The organism is Ureibacillus thermosphaericus (assembly GCF_012396605.1).
GTDB classification, from domain to species: Bacteria; Bacillota; Bacilli; order Bacillales_A; family Planococcaceae; genus Ureibacillus; species Ureibacillus thermosphaericus.
Map to the genome: position 1 here is coordinate 24792 of NZ_JAAXPW010000004.1, position 26733 is coordinate 51524.

At 36.9% G+C, this 26733-nt stretch carries 27 protein-coding genes and 1 other annotated feature; all 27 genes read left to right on the forward strand.

The features are described 5' to 3' along the window. Window positions 1-6 precede the first annotated feature (6 nt). The 27 genes from HF990_RS02910 to pyrE all read left to right on the forward strand — a co-directional run bounded on the left by HF990_RS02910 (window position 7) and on the right by pyrE (window position 26701). Window positions 7-723, forward strand: coding sequence for a DUF881 domain-containing protein (locus HF990_RS02910; protein WP_016837503.1), 717 nt, complete (start codon window positions 7-9; stop codon window positions 721-723). A gap of 3 nt (window positions 724-726) precedes the next feature. Next, window positions 727-1095, forward strand: a complete 369-nt coding sequence (locus HF990_RS02915; protein ID WP_016837502.1) for a small basic family protein — start codon at window positions 727-729, stop codon at window positions 1093-1095. A gap of 106 nt (window positions 1096-1201) precedes the next feature. After that, complete coding sequence (gene ftsA, locus HF990_RS02920; protein WP_168411950.1) at window positions 1202-2494, forward strand: cell division protein FtsA; 1293 nt, start codon at window positions 1202-1204, stop codon at window positions 2492-2494. Between the two features lie 40 nt (window positions 2495-2534). Beyond that, window positions 2535-3686: a cell division protein FtsZ gene (gene ftsZ, locus HF990_RS02925; RefSeq protein ID WP_016837500.1), complete on the forward strand. Its 1152-nt coding sequence runs from the start codon at window positions 2535-2537 to the stop codon at window positions 3684-3686. Between the two features lie 256 nt (window positions 3687-3942). Next, the gene (locus tag HF990_RS02930) at window positions 3943-4770 is read left to right on the forward strand and encodes a sigma-E processing peptidase SpoIIGA (protein WP_016837499.1); all 828 of its coding nucleotides are present in this window, start codon (window positions 3943-3945) and stop codon (window positions 4768-4770) included. Between the two features lie 20 nt (window positions 4771-4790). Further along, on the forward strand, window positions 4791-5498 hold the full coding sequence (sigE, locus tag HF990_RS02935; RefSeq protein WP_016837498.1) for an RNA polymerase sporulation sigma factor SigE: 708 nt from the start codon (window positions 4791-4793) through the stop codon (window positions 5496-5498). A gap of 105 nt (window positions 5499-5603) precedes the next feature. Beyond that, window positions 5604-6383 (forward strand): RNA polymerase sporulation sigma factor SigG, encoded by a 780-nt coding sequence (gene sigG / locus HF990_RS02940; RefSeq protein WP_026019001.1) that lies wholly within the window; start codon window positions 5604-5606, stop codon window positions 6381-6383. A gap of 212 nt (window positions 6384-6595) precedes the next feature. Then, window positions 6596-6832, forward strand: a complete 237-nt coding sequence (locus tag HF990_RS02945) for a hypothetical protein (protein ID WP_016837496.1) — start codon at window positions 6596-6598, stop codon at window positions 6830-6832. 75 nt (window positions 6833-6907) lie between these two features. Beyond that, window positions 6908-7579, forward strand: a complete 672-nt coding sequence (locus HF990_RS02950; protein ID WP_168411951.1) for a YggS family pyridoxal phosphate-dependent enzyme — start codon at window positions 6908-6910, stop codon at window positions 7577-7579. A gap of 12 nt (window positions 7580-7591) precedes the next feature. Continuing rightward, complete coding sequence (locus HF990_RS02955; RefSeq protein WP_016837494.1) at window positions 7592-8050, forward strand: cell division protein SepF; 459 nt, start codon at window positions 7592-7594, stop codon at window positions 8048-8050. Between the two features lie 23 nt (window positions 8051-8073). After that, complete coding sequence (locus HF990_RS02960; protein WP_016837493.1) at window positions 8074-8337, forward strand: YggT family protein; 264 nt, start codon at window positions 8074-8076, stop codon at window positions 8335-8337. A gap of 84 nt (window positions 8338-8421) precedes the next feature. Beyond that, window positions 8422-9207, forward strand: a complete 786-nt coding sequence (locus tag HF990_RS02965) for a YlmH family RNA-binding protein (RefSeq protein ID WP_168411952.1) — start codon at window positions 8422-8424, stop codon at window positions 9205-9207. Window positions 9208-9296: 89 nt separating this feature from the next. Then, window positions 9297-9851 carry a DivIVA domain-containing protein gene (locus tag HF990_RS02970; RefSeq protein WP_016837491.1) on the forward strand — a complete coding sequence of 185 codons (555 nt, stop codon included), beginning with the start codon at window positions 9297-9299 and terminating at the stop codon, window positions 9849-9851. Window positions 9852-9922: 71 nt separating this feature from the next. Then, window positions 9923-10153, forward strand: a binding site (T-box leader). A gap of 100 nt (window positions 10154-10253) precedes the next feature. Then, window positions 10254-13016, forward strand: a complete 2763-nt coding sequence (gene ileS / locus HF990_RS02975) for an isoleucine--tRNA ligase (RefSeq protein ID WP_168411953.1) — start codon at window positions 10254-10256, stop codon at window positions 13014-13016. 199 nt (window positions 13017-13215) lie between these two features. Beyond that, complete coding sequence (locus HF990_RS02980; RefSeq protein ID WP_168411954.1) at window positions 13216-13359, forward strand: hypothetical protein; 144 nt, start codon at window positions 13216-13218, stop codon at window positions 13357-13359. Between the two features lie 186 nt (window positions 13360-13545). Next, window positions 13546-14025, forward strand: coding sequence for a signal peptidase II (gene lspA / locus HF990_RS02985; protein WP_168411955.1), 480 nt, complete (start codon window positions 13546-13548; stop codon window positions 14023-14025). Continuing rightward, on the forward strand, window positions 14022-14936 hold the full coding sequence (locus HF990_RS02990) for an RluA family pseudouridine synthase (RefSeq protein WP_168411956.1): 915 nt from the start codon (window positions 14022-14024) through the stop codon (window positions 14934-14936). The genes lspA and HF990_RS02990 overlap by 4 nt, the downstream gene beginning before the upstream one ends. Before the next feature lie 294 nt (window positions 14937-15230). Beyond that, window positions 15231-15776, forward strand: coding sequence for a bifunctional pyr operon transcriptional regulator/uracil phosphoribosyltransferase PyrR (gene pyrR, locus HF990_RS02995; RefSeq protein ID WP_016837486.1), 546 nt, complete (start codon window positions 15231-15233; stop codon window positions 15774-15776). A gap of 21 nt (window positions 15777-15797) precedes the next feature. Further along, entirely contained in the window at window positions 15798-17129 is a 1332-nt protein-coding gene (locus tag HF990_RS03000; RefSeq protein WP_016837485.1) for a solute carrier family 23 protein, read from the forward strand. Window positions 17130-17263: 134 nt separating this feature from the next. Then, window positions 17264-18133, forward strand: a complete 870-nt coding sequence (locus HF990_RS03005) for an aspartate carbamoyltransferase catalytic subunit (RefSeq protein ID WP_016837484.1) — start codon at window positions 17264-17266, stop codon at window positions 18131-18133. A 1-nt stretch (window position 18134) separates the two neighbouring features. Beyond that, window positions 18135-19409, forward strand: coding sequence for a dihydroorotase (locus HF990_RS03010; RefSeq protein ID WP_016837483.1), 1275 nt, complete (start codon window positions 18135-18137; stop codon window positions 19407-19409). Further along, complete coding sequence (locus tag HF990_RS03015) at window positions 19409-20512, forward strand: carbamoyl phosphate synthase small subunit (protein WP_016837482.1); 1104 nt, start codon at window positions 19409-19411, stop codon at window positions 20510-20512. The genes HF990_RS03010 and HF990_RS03015 overlap by 1 nt, the downstream gene beginning before the upstream one ends. Further along, complete coding sequence (carB, locus tag HF990_RS03020) at window positions 20499-23696, forward strand: carbamoyl-phosphate synthase large subunit (protein WP_168411957.1); 3198 nt, start codon at window positions 20499-20501, stop codon at window positions 23694-23696. The genes HF990_RS03015 and carB overlap by 14 nt, the downstream gene beginning before the upstream one ends. Further along, window positions 23693-24466, forward strand: a complete 774-nt coding sequence (locus HF990_RS03025) for a dihydroorotate dehydrogenase electron transfer subunit (protein ID WP_168411958.1) — start codon at window positions 23693-23695, stop codon at window positions 24464-24466. The genes carB and HF990_RS03025 overlap by 4 nt, the downstream gene beginning before the upstream one ends. Further along, window positions 24463-25374 (forward strand): dihydroorotate dehydrogenase, encoded by a 912-nt coding sequence (locus HF990_RS03030; protein ID WP_168411959.1) that lies wholly within the window; start codon window positions 24463-24465, stop codon window positions 25372-25374. Before HF990_RS03025 ends, HF990_RS03030 begins: the two co-directional genes overlap by 4 nt. Next, window positions 25374-26072 (forward strand): orotidine-5'-phosphate decarboxylase, encoded by a 699-nt coding sequence (gene pyrF / locus HF990_RS03035; protein WP_016837478.1) that lies wholly within the window; start codon window positions 25374-25376, stop codon window positions 26070-26072. The genes HF990_RS03030 and pyrF overlap by 1 nt, the downstream gene beginning before the upstream one ends. Further along, entirely contained in the window at window positions 26072-26701 is a 630-nt protein-coding gene (gene pyrE / locus HF990_RS03040) for an orotate phosphoribosyltransferase (RefSeq protein WP_016837477.1), read from the forward strand. Before pyrF ends, pyrE begins: the two co-directional genes overlap by 1 nt. Window positions 26702-26733 lie beyond the last annotated feature (32 nt).

Below are 26733 nucleotides of genomic sequence, written 5' to 3' on the forward strand. Positions count from 1 at the left end.
AGGCAGGTGGAAAATAAAGTAGTCATTCGAATCACGATTATTTCTTTTATTGTAGGGTTAATGATTGCTGTTCAATATAATACAATACAAAAACCTGAATCACGAGATACTAGAGACATTTGGGAAATACGTCAAGAGCTATCAGAAGAAAAAAAAGTGCACTCTGAACTATTAAACGAAATTGTTTCATTAAAAAAAATTGCAGCAGAATATGAAGATGCAAACATTGAAGAACAAGGAAAAGTATTACAATCAACTGTTGACAATTTAAAAAAGAGGGCAGGTCTGACAAAGGTGGTTGGTCCAGGAGTTCATTTAAATATTAGGCCTGCAGAAGAGTTGATTCTGAGCGGCTATAAAGTGGAACCAATATCCCCTGATCTTTTAATTAGACTTGTGAACGAAATATATCGTTATAACGGTCTTTATATTGAAATAGATGGACAGAGAATTGTCCATACTACTGCCATTCGGGATATTAATGGAAAAACGACAGTCAACAGTGTTCCAATAAGCAATTCAAATGTAGATATTTATATTATTACGGAAAACTTTGAACAAGCAGAAAAACTTCATAGCTATTTATATGCTTCGACTTTTCAAGATGATTTTTATCTCGATAATTTGAAGTTGACAATACACCCAGCAAAAGAGGAGATTACGATTGATGCCTATGATGGGGATTTGACTAATACTTATTTGCTGAAAAGTGAAGGGGATTAGAATATGTGGTTACCATTTTTAGGATTAGTATTAGGATTAACTTTAGGTTTATTGACCGATATTCAAATTCCTTCAGTTTATGAAAATTACTTATCAATAGCTGTACTTGCTGCGCTAGATACAATTGTTGGAGGAATTCGGGCAAATTTGCAACAAGTTTACGATGATAAGGTGTTTATCACAGGTTTTTTCTTTAATATCGCGTTAGCTATTGGACTAGCTTTTTTAGGTGTCCATTTGGGAGTAGACTTATATTTAGCAGCGGTATTTGCTTTTGGAGTCAGACTTTTTCAAAATATTGCAATCATTCGACGAATTTTGATACAAAAGTGGGAAGACAGACATGTAAAAAAGGATGAAAAAACTGTATAATAGCAGTAGAATTTATTATGTATTATGTTATACAAGAATTTACTTAGACATATATAGTATTTTAAAATAAAATGAGTGTAGTAGCATTCGAAGGAGGTGCGGTGAGATGAACCATCAAAATATATATATTTCACTCGATATAGGTTCCTCTTCTATTAAAGTATTAATTGGTGATGTAACAGATGGCCAGTTGCATGTTATAGGAGTTGGAAATGTCAAAACGAATGGCGTTAGAAAAGGTGCAATTGTTGATATAGATGCAACCGTTCAATCAATTAAAAAAGCCGTTGAACAGGCAGAACGAATGACAGGAATTCAAATTCGAGAGGTCGTTTTAGGTATACCTGCAAATCAAACAGCCTTACAGCCAGTGAAAGGTGTTGTGGCAGTTAATAGCGAAAATCGTGAAATTACAGATGATGAATTAGAGCGAGTGTTTGAATCTGCTCAAGTGATGTCGATACCACCAGAGCGGGAACTTGTCAATTTAATTCCAAAACAATTTATTGTCGATAACTTGGATGAAATTAAAGATCCCCGCGGCATGATTGGTATTCGACTTGAAATGGATGCCACAATGATTACTACATCTCGCACATTATTGCATAACGTTCTGAGATGTGTAGAGCGTGCAGGACTTGATATTAAAGAAATTTATTTGCAACCCTTGGCAGCAGGATATTTTGCTTTAACGGAAGACGAAAAGAACCAAGGTACCGCATTTATTGATATTGGTGGCGGTTCAACCACGATTGCCGTATTTGAAGATGGCTTGTTAACTCATACAGGAGTCGTTCCGGTCGGTGGCGACCATATTACAAAAGATTTATCCATCATATTAAAAACTCCAACTGAACAAGCCGAAAAAATAAAGAGACAATATGGACATGCCTTCTATGAGGATGCTTCGGAAGAGGAAGTATTTGAAGTGCCAGTTGTAGGTACAGATGCCACAGAAGAGTACAGTCAAAAATTCTTAGCGGAAATTATCAGTTCCCGTTTGGAAGAATTGTTTGATCTCGTTTTAGACGAATTAGCTCGCTTGGGAGTAAGAGATTTACCTGGTGGAATCGTTATTTCAGGCGGTGTTGCTTCATTAGAAGGTATTGCTCAACTTGCACGCCAAGTTTTGCAAACGCGCGTGAGAATTTATATTCCTGATTATATCGGGGTTCGAGAACCTTCATTTACAACTGCTGTTGGCTTAATTTGTTATGCACATATGGAAGATGAATTTTTTGGAAGAAGCCCGGTATCGAAAGCACCTGTTTATCAAGCGGTAGGTTCAGTTACTACTCCTCCTAAAAAACAATCTCATGCATCTGAAAAAGCTGATAACGGTAATAATTCGAGCGTTATCGATAAAGCAAAAAGGTTATTTGATAAATTTTTTGAATAAATAAAAAGAAGAATATACTAGTGTGGCAGGAGGAGAAAGAATGTTAGAATTTGATACGAATATTGACCAGCTAGCCAATATTAAAGTAATTGGTGTAGGCGGCGGTGGAAATAATGCTGTAAATAGAATGATTGAACATGGAGTTCAAGGTGTTGAATTTATTGCAGTAAATACAGATGCTCAAGCTTTAAAACTATCAAAAGCGGAAATAAAATTACAGATTGGTAGTAAACTGACTCGTGGATTAGGTGCAGGGGCAAATCCTGAAATAGGTAAAAAAGCTGCTGAAGAAAGTAGAGAACAAATTGAAGAAGTTGTTCGTGGAGCAGATATGGTATTTGTCACTGCAGGCATGGGTGGAGGAACTGGAACAGGTGCCGCACCAGTTATCTCACAAATTGCAAAGGATTTGGGAGCATTAACTGTTGGGGTTGTGACAAGACCGTTTTCTTTTGAAGGTAAGAAGAGACAAACACAGGCAATTAGTGGTATTGCTGCAATGAAAGAAGCGGTGGATACTCTGATTGTCATTCCGAATGATAAATTATTACAAATTGTGGATAAAAGCACTCCAATGCTTGAAGCTTTCCGTGAAGCTGACAACGTATTACGTCAAGGGGTGCAAGGGATTTCCGACTTGATAGCTACACCAGGTCTCATCAACTTAGACTTTGCGGACGTAAAGACAATTATGTCCAATAAGGGATCAGCACTTATGGGTATCGGTATTGCTTCTGGCGAAAATCGTGCGACTGAAGCTGCGAAAAAAGCGATTTCCAGTCCACTACTTGAAACTTCCATTGATGGCGCGAAAGGTGTCATTATGAATATTACTGGAGGAACAAATTTAAGTCTATTTGAAGTGCAAGAAGCAGCTGATATCGTTGCGTCTGCATCTGATGAAGAAGTGAATATGATCTTTGGATCAGTGATTAACGAAAACTTAAATGATGAAATCATTGTAACAGTGATTGCAACGGGCTTTTCAGAAGATGCTGCACCTCAAAACACACAAAGTGTAAGACCTTCTATCAATACTCGTAGCTCACAGCAGAACATAGTTCAACAACAACAACCAATGCGGGAACGCAATGTAGAACCGCAACAGCAAGCGGAATATAATCGCAATCAACAAGAAGATATTTTAGACATTCCAACATTTTTAAGAAATCGTCGTCATCGAAACCAATAACTATTTTAAATTAAGAAATAATGTTACACAAAAATTGAAAATTCGACATTTTCTCAAATAAAATATTTATCTATCAACGAAAAAAGTAGCAAAGGAACAATATAGCGTATTAAAAATTACGCTAGATTGTTCCTTTTTTTATGCATATTTTCTCGGTATATGCAATATTTTGTCAATAAAAACTCCACTTTCCCTACAACGTTTTGACATTTTCCACATGGAGACAGTGATAATCTATCAATAGGAGGACGCTAAAATGATTGGAGAATTACTCGTACTATACAATACGTTATTTAATTACTTTTTATTAAAGTTTACGAAGGAAATAACGGGATTGTATGTAAGGAAAAGAAGATTGTTATTTAGTGCATTCATTAGCGGACTCGTGTCTTCAATACTTTATCACACATTTATAGGAGCAGTTGCAAGTTTTCTTTTATTAATTGGACTCGCTTTCTCCTTTCGAATTCAAACACTGTTGAAACAAGGAACAGTGTTGCTTGTTGCCACCTTTTTTCTAGGTGGGTTGCTCACAAGTTTATTACCTTTTTTACTTAGACAATCGGATCTTATTTTTTTTATCTTTTGTTTAAGTATCGCTGTTCTTAGTTTAACTTTTATTCATTCGAAATGGAGAAATATGACAAAAGAAAGGTTGCAACAATCCTTTGTCGTTGATTGTGAATTAGAGCTATTTCAAAAAACATATTCGTTGAAAGGATTCATTGATACGGGAAATGAATGTGTGGAACCGATTAGCGGAAAACCGGTTCATTTCTTATCGTATCAAGCGGTAGAAGAAAAATTGCCAAAAGAGTTAAAAGAAGGTTTGCTTACGTGGGACGACAAGAATCCTTATCAACTAACAATGTTTCCTAGCTTTATGTACCCTAAAATCAGAATTTTGACATTGTCAACGGTCCAAAAAGAAACGTCAACCGCATTAGCATTTCGTTTTGACCGTCTGATTCTTTACGGAAACGTAAAGAAGGAAATATTGGATGAATATGTAGTTTTTACTAGACACGATGCTCGTTTTCCGCAGAATGCACAAATGATACTCCACGTTTTAGCGTTGAACTAATTCATAAAGGGGGAGAATGGTTGTTTGAAAAACTGAAAGAACTGATCACGAGAATATTTAGTAAGTTTCGCACTAAAAAAACATACTATATAGGAGGTCATGATTCATTGCCGGTACCATTGTCTAGAGAAGAAGAAATGTCAGTAATAGAAGCCTTTATGAATGGTGATATGAAAGCTCGCGATACATTAATTGAAAGAAATCTACGTCTTGTTGTATATATTGCAAGACGTTTTGATAACACAGGTACACCTATTGAAGATTTAATTAGTATTGGCTCTATCGGATTAATAAAGGCAATTGAAACTTACAATAAAGAAAAGAATATTAAACTTGCCACATACGCTTCTCGATGCATTGAAAATGAAATTTTAATGCATTTAAGAAAGACAAGTCGTATGAAGGGTGAAGTTTCTTTAGATGAACCATTAAACTCAGATCCAGACGGTAATGAATTGCTACTATCAGATATTTTAGGCACAGATGAAGAAATTATTATGAATGATGTTGAGAAGAAAATTGAACGTGCGTCGATGTTTGAAGCAATTAACGGATTAAGCGAGAGAGAAAGATACATTATGGAATGCAGATTCGGTTTAAACGGTAAAAAAGAAATGACGCAAAAAGAAGTTGCGGATCACTTAGGAATTTCTCAATCATATATTTCTCGCTTAGAAAAGAAAATTATTTCCGAGTTAAGAGAATCCTTAAACCAACCAATCTCATAAAGAATTGGCTGAAATTGGACTAGTAACAATACGCATATTCTTTTCCTTTTCGGACAAACTTAAAAAACAATCCAAGAGATAAAAAGTCTGGAGGAAAAGAAGATGGTGCGTACAAAAGTTGAGCTTTGTGGTGTTGATACTGCTTCTTTGCCAGTATTAAAACATGAAGAAATGAGAGAGCTATTTGTTCGTTTGAAAAACGGAGAAACATGGGTTAGAGATGAATTGGTTATTTGTAATCTACGTCTGGTACTGAGTATCGTCGGCAGATTCTCTTATCGAGGTGAACAAGCAGATGACCTATTCCAAGTTGGATGTATCGGATTATTAAAAGCCATCGACCATTTCGATTTAAAGCATAATGTAAGATTTTCAACATATGCTGTACCAATGATTATTGGTGAGATTCGAAGACACTTAAGAGATCATCATGCTCTTCGCGTATCAAGATCTTTAAGAGATATAGCTTATAAAGCAATGCAGGCAAAAGAAAAGTTCATATCTGAAAATTTATATGAGCCAACAATTGAACAAATAGCTGAAATGATTGACATGAAAAAAGAAGATGTGCTATATGCTTTAGATGCGATACAAGATCCACTATCTCTTCAAGAGCCGATTTATTCCGATGGTGGAGATGCAGTATATATCATGGACCAATTAAGGGATGAAGCCGTGTCAGAAGACCAATGGGTTGCGTATGTTAGTGTAAAAGAAAGTATTCAAAAGCTCGATGAACGTCAACAATTAATTCTTGCAAAACGCTTCTACTATGGCGAAACACAAACAGAAATAGCAAAATCCCTTGGAATATCACAAGCTCAAATTTCTAGACTTGAAAAGAATGCGATTGAAACCATGCAAAAAGACTATAAATTAGGATAAGGATCATCACTGTAAAATCCGACGCACTTTTCACAAGTGCGTTTTTATTTTTATAAAGAGTAGTATAGGTCCTATCGAGTATGCTTTTGTCGTAAAATAGATTAAATTTTATCCTCTCATCGCTGCTCTAGAATAAATTCAAAGTATTTTGAAGTTTTCTGAACGAAGTTTTGTATTTTCTTGAAGTAATCATTTATTGAAAGGAGATTCAATTGAAATTTTCAGTAGTTCAACAAAAGGAAATAATTGAGGCGGGCAGTGGCAGATTTATCGGGTACATTATCGATGCAGAAGTTTGTGAACAAACCGGAATGATTACAGCTTTTCTTGTATCAGAACCAAAAAAGTTTTTAACCTTTCTACAAGGTGAAGAACCTGTTCGCAAAGTATTCATCAACGATATTTTAGTAATCGGCAAAGATGTCATTTTAGTAAAAGGGGTTTCTTAATTATTGGTATTCATTGAAAAATAGAGATTTGATTGTTAAAATGAAAGAAACTATAGTTGTAAAGATGGGATTATTATGGCAAATATTCGCGAAAACTTAGAAATTATTCAACAAAGAATAGAAGGAGCCAAAAATAGAGCAGGCCGACAGCATGATCATATTCAAATTATTGCAGTAACAAAACAAGTATCTGTTGAACGCACGAAAGAAGTATTAAATGCAGGATTAATTCATCTTGGCGAAAATCGTCCAGAAGGATTACTTGCGAAAAAAGAATCGATTCAAGATCAAGCTGCTTGGCATTATATTGGCACCCTACAATCAAAAAAAGTAAAAAAAGTCATTAATGAAATTGATTATTTACATTCATTGGATCGTATGAGCTTAGCGGAAGAAATTGAAAAGCGAGCAATAAAACCAGTAAAATGTTTTGTTCAAGCAAATGTTTCAGGTGAAGAATCAAAACATGGCTTAAGCAAAGAAGAAGTGATTCCTTTCATTCAATCCTTAGAAAAATTCAGCAAAATTCAAGTAGTCGGTTTAATGACAATGGCTCCAAATACAGAGAACGAAGAAATTATTCGAAAAGTTTTTCGTGATTTAAAAGAATTACAACAAGAGGTTATGAAGCTGAATTTACCGTATGCACCATGCCAAGAGTTATCGATGGGGATGTCCAACGATTATGAGATTGCTATTGAAGAAGGTGCAACTTTTATAAGAATCGGAACAGCTCTTGTAGGATAGGGGGTTGAAAAGATGGGCATGATTAGCAAATTAAAAAATTTCTTTTACTTAGATGAAGAAGAAGAGCAAGAAATTCAACCAACAGCAAAAGAACCAGTTTCATTACCACAAGAGACTGTAACTAGGAAAACTAAAAAAATTGTCAATAGCCATGGTGAAGAGAAAACGTTAAATGTTATTAATATTCAATCTGCAAATTCATTGAAAAACGCCAAAGTGGTTATAGTAGAGCCAAGGGTGTATGCTGAAGCACAAGATATCTCTGAGCATTTAAAAAATAAACGTGCCATCATCGTCAATCTTCAACGAATTGACCATGAGGCTGGAAAGCGCATCATTGATTTTTTAAGCGGCACCGTATATGCTCTAGGTGGGGATATTCAGCGAATTGGTGACAATATTTTTCTATGCACTCCAGAAAATGTTGAAGTGCAAGGTGAAATTTCCAATTATTATTACGACGATATCTAAAATAGAGAGGTAATTAGGAGTTTATGGCAATTATACAAATCATATCGATAGGATTTCAAATTTATTCATTAATGTTGATTATTTATATCTTAATGTCTTGGGTTCCAGCATCTAGAGGTACTGCTTTTGGTCAGATATTAGAAAAGTTTTGTGAACCTTATTTAGGGTTTTTCCGAAAATTTATTCCACCGATTGGAATGATTGATTTTTCACCAATTATCGCCTTAATTGTTCTCACATTTATTGAGCGTGGAGTTTATAAAGTATTAAGTTATATTCTATTTTAGCGATGGGTGCGGCTCAAAGAAGAGTCACATCCTTTTTATATAATGTTCTTTATTTTCTGAATTATTCATGAGAGAGTTGACGACATGCAGAATATTTTGCAACATTTTCGAAAAGATGAACAACCATTTATCGAACGTGTCATTGAATGGAAAAAAGAAGTGGAAGATCGATATGCCCCAAAATTAACCGTGTTCTTAGATCCGAGAGAACAACATATAGTACAATCCATTATTGGAACTCATGATGAAATTAACGTTTATAGTGAAGGGGCGTTTCAAGAAGCGGAAAGGAAAAGACTGTACATTGCCCCATCCTATTTTGAACCAACTATAAAAGATTTTGAAATTATCATATTAAAATTAACATTCCCTTCCAAGTTCGTTGAATTAAGGCATCCGGATGTGTTAGGAGCTTTGCTTTCCTTAGGAATTGACCGCAAACATTTTGGGGACATCCGCATTGATAAGGAAATTATTCAGTTTGCCTGTACAAAAGAGATTGCGCTTTACGTGAAAACTAATTTGACGAAAATCGGCAGGGTAAATGTGCGGATTGATGAATTAGAAAACATGGAAGAGTTAATTCTTCCGCAAGATGAATGGATAGAGAAAGTGCTTACTGTATCTTCAATGAGATTAGATGCCATATTATCAAATAGTTTTAATATTTCAAGGCAAAAATCCCAAAACTTAATTCGTGGAGGGAAAGTAAAAGTGAATTTTGCTCTTTGTGAAGAAACATCCTATGAGCTGCAAGAAGGGGATACAATTTCTTGTCGAGGCTTTGGGCGTTTCAAAATTACACGTATTGAAGGGCGAACGAAAAAAGACAAAATTCGATTAACAATAGGACTATTTGAGCGAAAGTAAGATTGTTTTAAAAATTTACTGTAAAGAACTTCATCGAACGTTATAATAATAATAATAAGCTTACATTTTGACTAAAGGAGTGCGAGACCATGCCACTATCACCTCTTGATATACATAATAAAGAATTTACGAGGGCTTTTCGAGGTTATGCAGAAGACGAAGTAAATGAATTTTTAGATCAAATTATTAAAGATTATGAGCTCATTATTCGAGAGAAAAAAGAGCTTGAAGAAAAGGTAAAACAAATGACTGCTCAAATGGAGCACTATAATACAATGGAAGATACTTTGCAAAAATCGATTGTCGTAGCGCAAGAAGCGGCAGAGGAAGTACGCAGAAATGCTCAACAAGAGGCAAAACTTATCATTAAAGAAGCGGAAAAAAATGCGGATCGTATTGTCAATGAAGCATTAGCAAAAGCACGGAAAATAACAATTGAAATTGATGCATTAAAAAAGCAATCAAAAGTATTCCGAAACCGTTTCAAAATGTTAGTAGAAGCGCAGTTGGACTTGTTGAATGCCGATGATTGGGATCACTTAATGGAATACGATATTGGATTAACGGAGATACAAGAACAATTTAAGTTAGAGGATGAAGAAGAATTTCTTAAAAATAGTACATCAGAACAAGAAAAATTGTAATAATTTTCTTAATACTTGACTGGGTGGTATGATTTTCATATACTGATACACAGGAATTTAATCAACAGGGATAATAGGTGTTGACGGAGACAGTATTTTTTGCTTGCGGCAACTAGCGATTCGAGGGCGGTGGAAGCTCGAACAAGCAGCAAAAAAGAAAATCGCTCCTGAGCCAAATCACTGAAAGGAAAGTAAGTGATTTCGTTTTACACGACGTTACAGTGTCATGAGGCAACGGTCAATTATTTTATTGACGTTGTGAATAAGGGTGGTACCACGGGCAATCGTTTCTCGTCCCTATAGGGATAGAGAAACTTTTTTTATTTTGAGAGTGATTTTCTATTTTGCAAAATCCAAATTTAAAAATACGTATAGGTCAAAATAATTAAAGGAGGAAGTTGAATGGTAGAGTATAAAGATACGTTATTAATGCCTAAAACTGATTTTCCAATGCGTGGAAATCTTCCGGTTAACGAACCAAAAATTCAAGAAAAATGGGAACAAATGAATATTAATAAGCTGGTAAATGACCGTACGAAAGGTCGTCCAGAATTCGTATTACATGATGGTCCTCCATATGCAAACGGGGATATTCATATTGGACATGCATTAAATAAAATCCTTAAAGATATGATTAACCGTCATCGTTCTATGACAGGTTACCATGTTCCATATATTCCAGGTTGGGATACGCACGGGCTTCCAATTGAACATGCGTTAACGAAAAAAGGTGTTAATCGCAAAGAAATGTCAATTGCCGAATTCCGCAAACTTTGCGAAGAATATGCTTACGAACAAATTGAAAATCAAAAGGCCCAATTCAAGCGTTTAGGCGTACGGGGTGATTGGGAAAATCCATACATTACATTAAAACCTGAATTCGAAGCCCGCCAAATTGAAGTGTTCGGCCGCATGGCGGAGAAAGGGTACATTTACAAAGGGTTAAAACCTGTTTACTGGTCTCCGTCTTCCGAGTCTGCATTGGCGGAAGCGGAAATTGAATATAAAGATGTGAAATCACCATCCATTTATGTGAGCTTTGAAATTAAAGACGCAAAAGGCGTTGTTCCTGAAGATGCAAAATTCATCATCTGGACAACTACACCTTGGACAATTCCAGCTAATTTAGGTATTTCTGTTAACCCGGAATTTACGTATGCCGTTGTGAAAGTGGATGGCAACTTATATATCGTTGCAAAAGAATTGATTGAAAACGTTTCAAAAGAAATTGGATGGGAACAAGTTGAAATCGTTCAAGAAGTAAAAGGACAACAATTGGAATATATTGTTGCGAAACATCCATTCTATGACCGCGATTCTTTAGTAATGGTTGGAGAACACGTAACACTCGATGCAGGTACTGGATGTGTTCATACTGCACCTGGACACGGGGAAGACGACTATATCGTAGGGAAAAAATACGGTTTGGACGTATTGAGCCCAATCGATGACCGAGGCTGCTATACTAATGAAGCACCTGGATTTGAAGGCATGTTCTATGATGATGCCAATAAAGTGGTGACTGAAAAATTAAAAGAGGTCGGAGCTTTATTAAAATTAAATTTCTTTACGCACTCCTATCCACATGACTGGCGTACAAAAAAACCGGTTATTTTCCGTGCAACGCCGCAATGGTTCTGTTCCATCGAACCGTTCCGCGATCAATTGTTGGAAGCGATTGAAAATACAACATTTACACCAAGCTGGGGTAAAATTCGCCTTTACAACATGATTCGCGATCGTGGTGACTGGTGTATTTCCCGTCAACGCGCTTGGGGTGTGCCAATTCCGGTATTTTACGCTGAAAATGGAGAAGAAATTATTACACCAGAAACAATTGCTCACGTAGCAAAATTGTTCCGTGAACACGGTTCAAATATTTGGTTTGAAAAAGAAGCAAAAGATTTATTACCTGAAGGTTTTACTCATCCAGGCAGTCCAAACGGAAAATTTACGAAAGAAAAAGATATTATGGACGTGTGGTTCGATTCTGGTTCCACTCACCAAGGTGTGCTTGTTGAACGAGGCATGAAATATCCTGCTGACCTTTATTTAGAAGGTTCTGACCAATATCGTGGATGGTTTAACTCATCGTTAATTACATCTGTTGCAATTAATGGACATGCTCCATATAAAGGGCTTTTATCTCATGGGTTCGTTTTAGATGGTGAAGGACGCAAAATGAGTAAATCCCTTGGAAACGTCATCGCTCCTGAACAAGTGATGAAACAATATGGTGCGGATATTCTTCGTCTATGGGTTGCTTCTGTAGATTATACAGGTGATGTTCGTATTTCGATGGACATGTTAAAACAAATTTCTGAAGTGTATCGTAAAATCCGAAATACGCTTCGTTATTTACACGGGAATCTATATGATTTCAATCCAAAAACGGACCGAGTTCCATATGAAGAATTGCGTGAAGTGGATCAATATATGTACATGCGCTTGCAGGATGTATTAAAACAAGTGCGTGCTGCATATGACAGATATGATTTCTCAGCAGTTTATCATTCCATCAACAACTTTGTGTCTGTTGAATTGTCAGCATTCTATTTAGATGTTGCGAAAGACGTAGTATATATTGAGGCGCCAAACAATCCAGCTCGCCGTGCGATGCAATCAGTGATGTATGATTGCTTGCATACATTATTAAAGGTTCTAACACCAATCATCCCACATACGACGGATGAATTATGGTCATATTTAAATGAAGAAGAAACTTCTGTTCAATTAACAGACTTCCCAGAAGTTGATGAACGCAGCAACTTCAAAGAACTTCGTGAAAAATGGAATCAAGTGATGGAGATTCGTGACGAAGTATTAAAAGCTTTAGAAGAGGCACGAAACGCGAAAATCATTGGTAAACCATTAGATGCAAAAGTGGCTGTTTATGCAGATGATGAAGAAGTATTAGCATTATTAAATGATGAACATGTTGACTTTAAACAAATTTCACTCGTATCACAATTTGTTGTTCTAGGCAATAGAAAAGATGCACCAAACAATGCTGTAGAGTTAGATAAAACATCCATCGCTGTTGAGAAAGCGAATGGCGAAAAATGCGAACGTTGCTGGTCTTATGCTGAAACTGTTGGACAAAACGAAAAACATTCAACATTGTGTGCTCGCTGTGCAGAAATTGTAATCAATCATTACGAATAATTAATAGACCGCTTTTGAATTACTTATGTAATTCAAGGGCGGTTTTTTTGTTTGCAAATACATCTTTTTTTATAAAATGATTAGTAGAAGAAATTTAATGGAACGATTCATGAATTTGTAAGGTTGTTACAAAAGATTTTTTCCATTTAATGGAGTGGTTTACACTGTATCCGCATAAGTTGAAGGATTATCTTCACGAGTGGGAAGTGTATCCACACAAGTTGAAAAATTATCTGCACGAGTGGGAAATGTATCCACACAAGTTGAAAAATTATTTGCACGAGTGAGGAGTGTATTTGCACAAGTTAAAGAATTATCTGCACGAGCGGAAAGGAAGCAATGAAGATATCTGCGCAAGTGCGAAAGGCAAACGCACAAGTAGGAGGATTATCATATTAAATGGAAGTAGTATTTACACAATATTTTTGTTTTTTTACATAGGAATTGAAATAAAAGGAATAGTTTCTCTGTATTAATTGAAGGAATATGTTAGAATAATGAAGATATATAGGCAAACGGGGGAAAGAATGTGTTTAAATACTACGTTTTAGCACTATTCATCATATTGATTGATCAAATTACAAAATGGTTTATCGTGACGACTATGCAAATAGGTGATAGGATTGGCATTTGGGATCCTTGGATTGGTATTTTAAGTCATCGAAATCGTGGAGCAGCTTGGGGAATGCTTCAAGGACAAATGTGGATTTTTTATATTGTCACGATTATTGTAATTGTCGGTGTGATTTATTATTTTCATAAAGAAGGAAAAAATAAGCCTTTACTTGGCGTTAGTTTAATGATTTTATTAGGTGGGGCAATCGGCAACTTTATCGATCGAGTTTTTCGAGGTGAAGTGGTTGATTTTATTGATGTTTTCATTCCAATTATCCGCTATGATTTTCCTATTTTTAATGTAGCTGATGCGGCATTGACGATATCCGTAGTCATGTTGATTATTGTGATATTAAAGGAAGATCAAAAAGAACAGAGAAAGGTGAAACAATGACAGTTGTATCCATAACAATTGAAGCAGAACAAGCAGGAGAACGAATTGATAAAGCTTTATCAACTATTCAAGAGGACTGGTCCAGAACACAAATATCAAATTGGATTGAAGAAGGGCTAATAAAAGTAAACGGCAAGGAAGTAAAGGCTAAATATAAAGTAAAAGAAGGGGATTCTATTGAAGTAGATGTTCCCGAACCTGAAATACTTGAAGTAATCCCTGAAAATTTAGAGTTGGATATTGTGTATGAAGATTCTGATGTACTTGTTGTGAATAAACCAAGGGGGATGGTAGTTCATCCTGCCCCAGGACATATGACAGGTACATTAGTGAATGGCTTAATGTATCATTGTAAAGATTTATCTGGAATTAACGGGGTTCTTCGTCCAGGGATTGTTCATCGCATCGATAAAGATACTTCTGGTCTGTTAATGGTTGCTAAAAATGACCAAGCCCATCATTCGCTTGTTGAACAGTTAGTGAATAAAACAGTAAAACGAAAATATACTGCATTAGTTCATGGACATATTCCACATAATAAAGGTACAATTGATGCTCCTATTGGTCGGGATCCGAAAGACCGCCAAAAACAGGCTGTTGTCAACAATGGAAAAGAAGCAATTACTCATTTCCAAGTGTTGGAACGTTTTGGAGGAAAATATACATTAGTGGAATGTCAATTAGAAACAGGGCGCACTCATCAAATTCGCGTTCATATGAAATATATTGGTTATCCATTAGTGGGAGATCCGAAATATGGTCCAAAGAAAACGATTGATTTTGGAGGACAAGTTTTACATGCAGGTGTTTTAGGTTTCGTGCATCCTAGAACAAATGAATTTTTGGAATTTGAAGCACCTTTACCTCATGATTTTGTAAATTTACTTGAACAATTAAGAAAAGAGTGTTGACTTGGAAGATAATTAGTTCTATACTTTACAGAAGTAGAATAACATCAAACGACAATAAAATATGAGTACCTTTAATGGCAGTCCAGAGAGGCTGAAAAGGTAATGAGATATGTTGGATGGAATGGGTATAATTATATCTAATTAGGGTGAAGTGTACCCAATTTTACAGGGATTACTGTACTCAATTACTATACCAACATACTATTTTACTGTAACTTCAACCTCTTAAGCTGACGGCTTAAGAGGTTTTTTTGTGCAAAGTGATTGGATTATGAAATAAGGAGGAATTTATGAATGGCTCAAGTCACAGAATTGTTAGACGCACAGGCGATGAACCGAGCGTTAACGAGAATTGCTCACGAAATTATTGAACGAAATAAGGGAATTGACAAAGTTATTTTAGTTGGCATTAGGACTCGCGGTACTTATCTTGCAAGGAGATTGGCTGAGAGAATCGAAAAAATTGAAGGTACAAAAGTTCGCACAGGTGAATTAGATATTACATTATACCGCGATGATTTATCTACGAAATTTGATGAGGACGAGCCAACTGTACAACAAGTGGATATTGATTACGTTGTGAATGATCAAAAAATAGTTCTTGTTGATGACGTGCTCTATACAGGTAGAACTGTACGCGCAGCACTTGATGCAGTGATGGATTTAGGGCGTCCTGCTCAAATTCAGCTTGCTGTATTAATTGACAGAGGACATAGGGAATTGCCAATTCGGGCAGATTATGTAGGGAAAAACATTCCGACTTCCAGTTCTGAAAAAATTGTTGTTCATGTAACAGAAGTAGACGGAAAAGATCAAGTTACTTTACACAAATCAAACTAATGAAGATAGAGAGGTAAAATTATGTCAAATCAAGTTATCGATATTAATGAAAAACCTTCTAGTGGACAACTCATTACATTAAGTTTTCAACATATGTTTGCCATGTTCGGATCGACGATTTTAGTGCCCCAATTAGTTGGGTTAAGTCCAGCGATTGCACTTTTAACAAGCGGTATTGCAACAATAATCTTTTTGATTGTAACACAATTTAAAGTACCAGCTTATTTAGGTTCATCCTTCGCATTTATTGCACCGATGTTATTAGTATCTGGCGGTTTAGATCCAGAGGGTGCAGCAGTGAATCCTGGAAATGCAATGATTGGTGCGATGGCAGTTGGATTAGTATATGGAATTGTTTCATTACTAATATATAAAACCGGCTATAAATGGATTATGAAAATATTGCCAGCTGTTGTAGTAGGACCAGTTATTATGGTAATCGGACTTGGACTTGCTGGAGTAGCGGTAGATATGGCAATGAATATTTCAGTGGAACAAGTAAATTCTGATACAGGTCAAACAGAATTAGTAAAACAATATAGTGGCTGGCATTTTTCAGCAGCATTAGTGACTTTATTTGCAGCGATATTTTTCAACGTGTTCTTTAAAAATATTTTAAGCGCGATGCCAATTCTTTTAGGATTAGTAGTCGGGTATATATATTCCGCAATCATCGGTATCGTAGATTTTACAAAAGTAAAAGAAGCATCATGGTTTGCAGTCCCAGACTTTTTAATTCCTGGAATTCATTATGAGTTTAACGTAACATCAACAATTTTATTAGCCATGGTTCCAATTGTGATCGTAACGATTTCAGAACATATCGGTCACCAACTCGTATTAGGAAAAATCGTTGAACGAAACTATATTAAAGATCCAGGATTGCACCGCTCCATTCTTGGTGATGGTTTAGGTACATTTGTAAGTGCGCTAATTGGTGGTCCACCGAAAACGACTTATGGAGAAAACATTGGTGTATTAGGCATTACGAAAGTGTATTCAGTGTATGTCATCATGGGTGCTGCAGTGATTGCAATATTACTTTCATTCTTCGGTAAAGCAATGGCGTTAGTACAAACAATTCCAACAGCCGTTTTAGGAGGAATCTCCATCCTATTATTCGGTATTATCGCATCAAGTGGTCTTCGAATGGTTGTAGAAAACAAAGTTGATTTTGGTCAAAACCGCAACATGGTTATAGCATCTGTCATTTTAGTGGTGGGAATTGGTGGCGCTGCAATCAGATTTACTGAAGCATTTGCGATTGAAGGTATGGCACTTGCTGCTATTGTTGGCGTTATCTTAAACTTAATCCTTCCGGGTAGAGAAAAGAATATAGAAGAATTTAAATAAGAAGATATTCAATAATCCTTTAATGATTTGTCCAGTGAGGCAAAAAAGGAGACGAATGGCAAGTGCATACTTGTCATCCCTCCTAAGCCATGTATATGGCAATGAGTGTAAATAAAATTAGGAGGAAACTGACAATGAAGAATTTACTTTCAATGGAACATTTATCAAACGATGAAGTGTTGGCTATTTTAGAAAGAGCAAGAGAATTTGAACAGGGAGCGGAAACGAAGCTACAACGCTCCTATTATGTAGCGAATTTATTTTTTGAACCAAGCACTCGAACAAAAACAAGTTTCGAAATGGCAGAACGAAAAGTAGGATGTACAGTCATCCCCTTTGAAGCAGGATTTTCAAGTATGCTAAAAGGGGAAACTTTGTACGATACTGTAAAAACGTTGGAAATGATTGGACTTGATACGGTTGTCATTCGTGCAAAGGAAGATGAATACTATAAAGAATTGCTCGAAGGAATTAATGTCGGCATTATTAACGCCGGTGATGGAACAGGGCAGCATCCATCCCAAAGTTTATTGGATTTATATACGATTTATAAAGAATTTGGACGCTTCGAAGGTTTAACAGTAACGATTGCAGGGGATATCTCTCATAGCAGAGTAGCAAAATCTGATGCCATCGCATTGCGACGATTAGGAGTAAATGTAAATTTCCTTTGTCCTCCTGAATGGGCCGGTGATTTTGAGGCACAGCACGCATGGAACGGTCTGTTAGAAGAAAGTGATGTGATTATGTTGCTTCGAATTCAACATGAACGACATGATGTATATTTTTCAAAGGAAAATTATCATCAACAATTTGGGTTGACACCCGAACGAGAAAAGCAAATGAAGGAACATGCAATCATCATGCACCCGGCGCCAGTCAATCGGGATGTGGAAATTGCTTCAGAACTAGTGGAATGTGGACGTTCAAGAATTTTTCAACAAGTACAAAACGGTGTATTTGTTCGAATGGCAATTCTTGAAACAATTTTGAAGGAGAGATAACATGGCGACGTTTATAGAGAATATCAAGATGTTAAATGACCACGGTGAACTTGTTAAAACAACGATCACGATTGAACAAGGCAAAATTGCTGCAATCGGTGAATCAAAACCAGAAAATGCTGAAGTAATTGATGGAAAAGGAAATTTTGTTTCTCCAGGATTTGTCGATGTACATGTTCATTTAAGGGAACCTGGTTTTGAACATAAAGAAACAATTGAAACGGGCACTCGATCAGCTGCTAGAGGTGGATTTACAACAATTTGTGCTATGCCAAATACAAAGCCTGTGCCAGATTCTGTTGAAAACCTTGAATATATTAAAGGATTAATTAAAAACAGTGCAGTGGTTCGTGTCCTTCCTTATGGCTCACTTACTGTTGATGAAGCCGGGGAAAAACGTACCAATATCGCTGAATTAAAAGAACATGGTGCTGTAGCTTTTTCAGATGATGGCGTGGGCGTTCAACTTGCTGCAACAATGTATGAACAAATGCAAGATGCAGCAAAAGTTGGTGCAATTGTTGTTGCCCATTGTGAAGATAACTCATTAATCTATGGCGGGGTAATGCACGAAGGGGTTCGTAATAAACAATTAGGATTACCTGGAATTCCAAGCGTTTGTGAATCGGTACAAATTGCGCGGGACGTATTACTTGCCGAGGCAGCTGGGGCAAGATATCATGTTTGTCACGTTTCTACGAAAGAATCCGTTCGTACAGTAAGAGATGCTAAAAAAGCGGGCATTCGTGTTACTGCAGAAGTTTGTCCACATCATCTCCTATTAGAAGATATGGACATTCCAAGTGATGATGCAAATTGGAAAATGAATCCTCCGTTACGAGCTTCAGAAGATAAAAAAGCTTTAATTGAAGGATTACTTGATGGTACGATCGATTGCATCGCCACAGACCATGCACCACATACTACTGAAGAAAAATGTTGCGGAATGGTTGGAGCTCCTTTTGGAATTGTAGGATTTGAAACAGCCTTTCCATTGCTTTATACAAAATTTGTAGAAACAGGAATTTTTACACTAAAACAATTAGTGGATTGGATGGCTACAAAACCTGCTGAAATTTTCGAGCTTCCTTATGGAAAAATTGAGGTAGGTGCACCTGCAGACTTAACAATTATTGATTTAAATAAAGAGAAAACAATTGATGCAAATGAGTTTTATTCTAAAGGTCGCAATACGCCATTCAATGGATGGAAAGCAAAAGGTTGGCCGGTCATGACAATCTTTGAAGGAAATGTGGTTTATAAGGAGGAAGAATGATGAAAAAGCGTCTCTTAATTTTGGAAGATGGGACAGTATTTCAGGGAGAAGCGTTTGGAAGTGAACAAAGCAGTCAAGGAGAAGTTGTTTTTACAACTGGGATGACTGGGTATCAAGAAACAATTACTGATCCTTCTTTTTACGGTCAAATTGTAACATTTACTTATCCATTAATCGGTAACTATGGAATAAACAGCGATGATTTTGAAACGATTGCTCCTGTTATTCGAGGTGTTGTTGTTCGTGAATTAACGAAAATCCCATCAAATTTCCGTTCTGAAATCACTTTGGATGAGTATTTAAAAACACATAATATTCCTGGAATTGAAGGAATTGATACAAGAAAACTTACTCGCATCATTCGTTCAAAAGGCGCAGTTCGTGCGATGTTAACTGCAGCAGGCGAGGAAGTGAATGTAGAAGAAATAGTTAAACAATTAAATGAAACGCCTTATTTGAAAAATCATGTAAAAGAAGTTTCGACAAAAATGCCATTCCCAAGTCCCGGTAGAGGGAAACGAGTAGTGCTAATGGACTTTGGAATGAAAAACGGGATATTGCGTGAATTAAATAATCGTCATTGTGATGTTCTTGTAGTTCCTTATAATACACCTGCTGAAAAAATCATGAGTTTTCGTCCAGAAGGCATTCTATTATCCAATGGTCCAGGTAATCCCGCCGATGTAACAGAAGCTATTGAAACAATCAAAGAATTAATTGGGAAAGTTCCGATGTTTGGTATTTGCTTAGGACACCAATTGATTGCATTAGCTTGCGGTGCGAAGAGCTATAAGTTACCTTTCGGACATCGTGGTGGAAACCATCCAGTAAAAAATCTTCAAACTGGTGTTGTTGAAATCACTTCGCAAAACCATGGTTATGTAATCGATGAAAACTCATTGGAAGGTACTGATTTAGAAATTACGCATGTTTCATTAAATGATGGTACGATCGAAGGTTTAAAACATAAAAAACATCCAGTCTTTTCAGTGCAATTCCATCCGGAAGCTTCACCAGGTCCGGAAGATTCGAACTATTTATTTGATGAATTTATTGCATTAATGGAACGAGCAGGGGAGGAAATAGCATATGCCAAAGCGTAAAGATATTGAAAGCATTTTAGTTATTGGTTCAGGTCCTATTGTTATTGGACAAGCTGCAGAATTCGATTATGCTGGTACTCAAGCTTGTCTTGCATTAAAAGAAGAAGGATATAAAGTGATTCTAATAAACTCAAACCCTGCAACGATTATGACAGATACAGAAATTGCAGATAAGGTTTATATCGAACCGATTAGTTTAGAGTTTGTTTCCCGAATATTGCGAAAAGAAAGACCAGATGCCATACTTCCAACACTTGGTGGACAAACTGGCTTAAATATGGCAATTGAACTTCAAAAATCAGGTATTTTGGATGAATTAGGGATAGAAGTATTAGGAACAAAATTAGAAGCAATCCATCATGCAGAAGACCGTGAATTATTCAGAAGTTTGATGTTTGAATTAGGTGCTCCAGTTCCTGAATCCGACATCGTTCATAGTGTTGAAGAAGCAAAAGCTTTTGTTGAAAAAATCGGTTATCCAGTGATTGTTCGACCAGCCTTTACGCTAGGAGGTACTGGTGGAGGTATTTGTCACAATGAACAAGAGTTGGAAGAAATTGTTTCAAGCGGTTTAAAATATAGCCCAGTGAAACAATGTCTACTTGAAAAATCAATTGCAGGCTACAAAGAAATTGAGTTTGAAGTAATGCGCGACTCAAAAAATAATGCGATTGTAGTTTGTAGCATGGAAAACGTGGATCCAGTTGGTATTCATACTGGTGACTCAATTGTAGTAGCACCAGTCCAAACGTTAACTGATCGGGAATATCAGATGCTACGTAACATCTCATTAGATATTATCCGTGCATTAAAAATTGAAGGTGGATGTAACGTACAATTAGCACTTGATCCACATAGTTTTAAATATTATGTAATTGAAGTAAATCCTCGTGTTTCTCGTTCATCTGCTTTAGCATCTAAAGCAACAGGTTACCCAATTGCAAAAATCGCTGCAAAAATTGCGGTTGGTTTAACGCTGGATGAAATTAAAAACCCTGTTACTGGCACTACATATGCAGACTTCGAACCTGCCATCGACTATGTAGTGGCAAAAATTCCTCGTTGGCCATTTGATAAATTCGAATCTGCAAAACGTAATTTAGGTACGCAAATGAAAGCCACTGGGGAAGTAATGGCTTTAGGACGTAATTTTGAAGAAGCGATCTTAAAAGCAGTTCGATCTCTCGAGACTGGCCATTATCATATCGATTTAAAACATGCAGAAGATCATGATGATAACTGGATTGAAAAACGCATTAAGAAAGCAGGCGACGAACGGCTATTCTTTATCGCTGAAGCAATGCGCCGCGGTGTCGCTGTGGAACAAATTCATAAATGGTCACAAATCGATTTATTCTTCCTATATAAACTAAAAAACATTATCGACATGGAGACTGTTCTTTCTGAAAATAAAAATGATTTAGAAGTGTTAAAACAAGCAAAACGTCTAGGCTTTGCAGATCAAAAAATCGCTGAGCTTTGGGATATGGAAGCGAAAGAAATTTACGAACTTCGCAAATCGAATGGTATTGTACCGGTTTATAAAATGGTTGACACTTGTGCAGCGGAGTTTGAATCAGCAACTCCTTATTATTACGGAACTTACGAAGAAGAAAATGAATCGATTGTTTCCGATAAACCATCTGTCATCGTTCTTGGTTCTGGTCCAATCCGAATTGGACAAGGCGTTGAGTTCGACTATGCAACAGTGCATTCGGTTTGGGCAATTCAAGAAGCAGGGTATGAAGCAATTATTATCAACTCAAACCCTGAAACGGTATCAACAGACTTTTCAATTTCCGATAAACTCTACTTTGAGCCTTTAACGATTGAAGATGTAATGCACATTATCGATTTGGAAAAACCGATTGGAGTAGTAGTACAATTCGGTGGACAAACAGCAATTAACTTAGCAGATAAACTTGCAGCAAATGGTGTGAAAATTTTAGGTACATCATTAGAAGATATCGACAGAGCAGAAAATCGCGACTTGTTTGAACAAGCTTTAAAAGAATTAGAAATTCCACAGCCAGAGGGGGACACTGCGGTTTCATTGGATGAAGCATTGGAAATTGCAAAGAGAATCGGCTTCCCGGTATTGGTTCGTCCTTCTTACGTTCTTGGCGGCCGTGCGATGGAAATCGTTTATAACGAAAATGAATTGAAACAATATATGGAAAATGCGGTAGAAGCTTCTCCAGATCATCCTGTATTAATTGACCGTTATTTAACAGGAAAAGAAGTAGAAGTAGATGCGATTTCTGATGGAGAAAATGTACTCATTCCTGGCATTATGGAACATATTGAACGTGCTGGGGTTCACTCAGGTGACTCAATTTCCGTTTACCCACCGCAAAGTTTGACGCAAAAACAAATTGAAACGATTGTGGATTATACAACAAGATTGGCTAGAGGATTAAATATTGTCGGATTAATGAACATCCAATATGTCATTTCAGATGGAAATGTATATGTCATTGAAGTAAACCCTCGTGCATCAAGAACAGTGCCGTTCTTAAGCAAAATTACAAACATTCCGATGGCGAATGTTGCAACAAAAGCGATTTTAGGTCAATCAATCGTTGAACAAGGTTACGAAACAGGTCTAGTTGAAGAGAAAAAAGGTGTATACGTAAAAGTACCTGTATTTAGCTTTGCAAAACTACGACGCGTCGATATCACACTAGGACCTGAAATGAAGTCAACTGGTGAAGTAATGGGGAAAGACATTACTTTAGAAAAAGCATTATATAAAGGGTTGGTTGCTTCAGGTATAGAAATCAAACCGTATGGAACTGTGTTATTTACAGTAGCGGATAAAGATAAAGAAGAAGCAATTAGTCTTGCCAAACGTTTCCAATCTGTAGGTTATCGCATCATGGCGACAGAAGGAACAGCGAAAAAATTTGAAGAAGCAGGTATTCGAACAGAAGTAGTAGATAAAATTGGTGGTAAAGGTAAAACGTTGGTGGATGTAATCCAAAACGGTGATGCCCAAGTTGTAATTAATACTTTAACGAAAGGAAAACAACCTGCCCGCGACGGTTTCCGCATTCGTCGAGAAACTGTTGAAAACGGCATTCCTTGTTTAACATCATTGGATACAGCTAACGCTTTAATAACAGTCATTGAATCCATGACATTTGCAATACAGGAAATGCCGAAAGCGGAGGTATATTCATGATTCGACAAGAACGTATGACGGTAGTAAGCCAAAGGGAAATTGCAAAAGACATTTTTGAAATGACTTTGCAAGGTCAAATTGTTCAGGAGATGTCTCCTGGACAATTTGTTCATATACGAGTTTCAGATTTGTTGGAGCCTTTGTTAAGACGCCCAATTAGTATAGCGAATATTCAGAAAGAAGCAGAAGAATTTACAATTATTTATCGAGCACAAGGTAGAGGGACAAAAGTTTTATCTCAGAAACAAGTAGGCGATGAGGTGGACGTATTAGGTCCTCTCGGTAACGGTTTTCCAGTTGAAGAAGCACGTGAAGGTGAAACGGCTCTTCTTGTTGGAGGAGGGATTGGTGTTCCACCCCTCTATGAACTGTCAAAACAGTTAAATGCTAAAGGCGTTCGGACTATCCATGTACTTGGTTTCCAAACAGAAGAAGTAGCGTTTTATGAAGAAGAGTTTACAAAATTAGGCGAAACCTATTATGTAACGGATGACGGATCAAAAGGTTTTAAAGGATTCGTTACGGATTTATTGAATGAATTAAATCCAGATTTTAATATCTTTTATTCATGTGGCCCGCTGCCGATGTTAAGAGCATTAGCTTCAATGTATGAGGAGAAAAAAGGATATTTATCCCTTGAGGAACGTATGGGCTGCGGCATTGGAGCTTGTTTTGCTTGCATTTGCAAAACGGAAGAAGGGCAAGAGAAAGACTACGTTAAAATTTGTTCAGATGGTCCTGTATTTGAGAAAGGAGTTGTGAAATTATGAATCGATTAGATATCCAACTCCCTGGTTTACAATTAAAAAATCCGATTATGCCTGCTTCTGGTTGTTTCGGATTTGGCCGTGAATATGCCGGGTTGTATGACCTTTCCAAGTTGGGAGCCATTATGATTAAAGCAACGACAGTAGAACCACGACTTGGAAATCCGACGCCTCGTGTAGCAGAAACACCTGCTGGAATGCTGAATGCCATCGGATTACAAAATCCAGGACTCGAAAAAGTCATGGCTGAAGAATTACCTTGGTTAGAACGCTTTGATGTGCCGATTATCGCTAATGTAGCAGGTACTACACCGGAAGATTATGTGGAAGTGGCAAGACGCATTTCAACTGCTCCAAATGTAAAAGCATTAGAATTAAATATTTCTTGCCCGAATGTTAAGCAAGGAGGCATTACGTTCGGAACAGACCCTGTGATTGCTAGAGAACTTGTAGAACAAGTGAAGGCCGTTTCTCAAGTGCCTGTATATGTGAAACTTTCACCTAATGTAACGAATATCGTGGAAATGGCACAAGCGGTTGAAATAGGCGGAGCCGATGGAATTACGATGATTAATACATTATTGGGCATGCGACTCGATGAAAAAACTGGAAAACCAGTCATCGCCAATGTTACAGGAGGACTATCCGGTCCAGCGGTAAAACCGATTGCTTTACGAATGGTTTATGAAGTATATAAAGCGGTAGATATTCCGATTATCGGTATGGGTGGCATTTCTTGCGTTCAAGACGTAATCGACTTTATGTCTGCTGGTGCATCAGCAGTTGCAGTAGGTACAATGAACTTTATCGATCCTTTCATTTGTCCGAATATAATTGATGCCCTTCCAGCGAAGTTAGATGAGCTTGGAGTAAAGCATATTAAAGAGATTATCGGAAGGAGCCATCGTTAATGAACAAACCGATTATCGCGTTAGATTTTCCGAGTGAAATTGAAGTTTTTCAGTTTTTAAACCAATTCGATGAAAAATTGTTTGTAAAAGTTGGAATGGAGCTTTTTTATCAAGAAGGTCCTGATATTGTAAGAAAAATTAAGGATTTAGGACATGATATATTCCTTGATTTAAAACTTCATGACATTCCAAATACAGTGAAATCTGCAATGAAAGGGCTAGCTCGTTTGGGCGTTGATTTAGTAAATGTGCATGCAGCCGGCGGAAAAAATATGATGGAAGCAGCCATTGAAGGATTAGAGGCAGGAAGTGCTGACAAAAGGCCAATGCTCATTGCCGTGACTCAATTAACGTCTACAACGGAAGAACAAATGCAAAAGGAGCAAAAAATCCCATTATCCTTGTTAGATTCAGTATTGCATTATGCACAATTAACGAAAGATGCTGGATTAGATGGAGTTGTTTGCTCTGTTCATGAAGCAAAAAATATTGCGGATGTATGTGGAGAAACGTTCTTACGAGTGACACCTGGAATTCGACTGCCTGGTGGAGATGCTCACGATCAGAAACGGATTGCAACTCCTGACTATGCCCGAATTAATGGCTCTTCTTATATTGTTATTGGACGAGCAGTGACTAAAGCAGAAAATCCTGTAGAAGCTTATAAAAAGGTATGCCAACTTTGGGAGGGAATTTAATGGCTATTGAAAAAGAAATTGCCCAAATCATGTTATCAGTAGGTGCTGTTGAATTAAACGCATCGGAATTATTTACCTGGGCAAGTGGAATTAAATCACCCATTTATTGTGATACACGTTTAACAATTTCTTATCCAGAAGCAAGAAAACAAATTGCGAAAGGTTTAGCGGAAAAAATTAAAGAACATTTTCCTGAAACAGAAGTGGTTGCAGGCACAGCAACAGCAGGAATTCCTCATGCTGCATGGGTGAGTGATGTATTACAATTGCCAATGGTATATGTGCGTTCCAAACCGAAAGAACATGGACGAGGCAATCAAATTGAGGGGAAACTAGAACCAGGTCAGAAGGTAGTTGTTGTAGAAGACATCATTTCAACTGGCGGTTCATCACTTACTGCAGTAAAAGCATTAAGAGATGCAGGATGCGAAGTCGTGGGTGTTGTATGTGTTTATACATACAATTTGCCAAAAGCCGAGGATGCTTTTGAAAATGAGGGTATAAAGTATGTCAGCTTAACGAATTTCGACTATTTAATTGAAGCGGCAAAAGATTCTGGTGCTATTAAGTCCGACGATATTCCATTCTTAAAAAATTGGCATGAAGATTTGAAAGCTGGTAGATTATAATAAAAAAATTCTCCTGAGTCATTAAAATGATT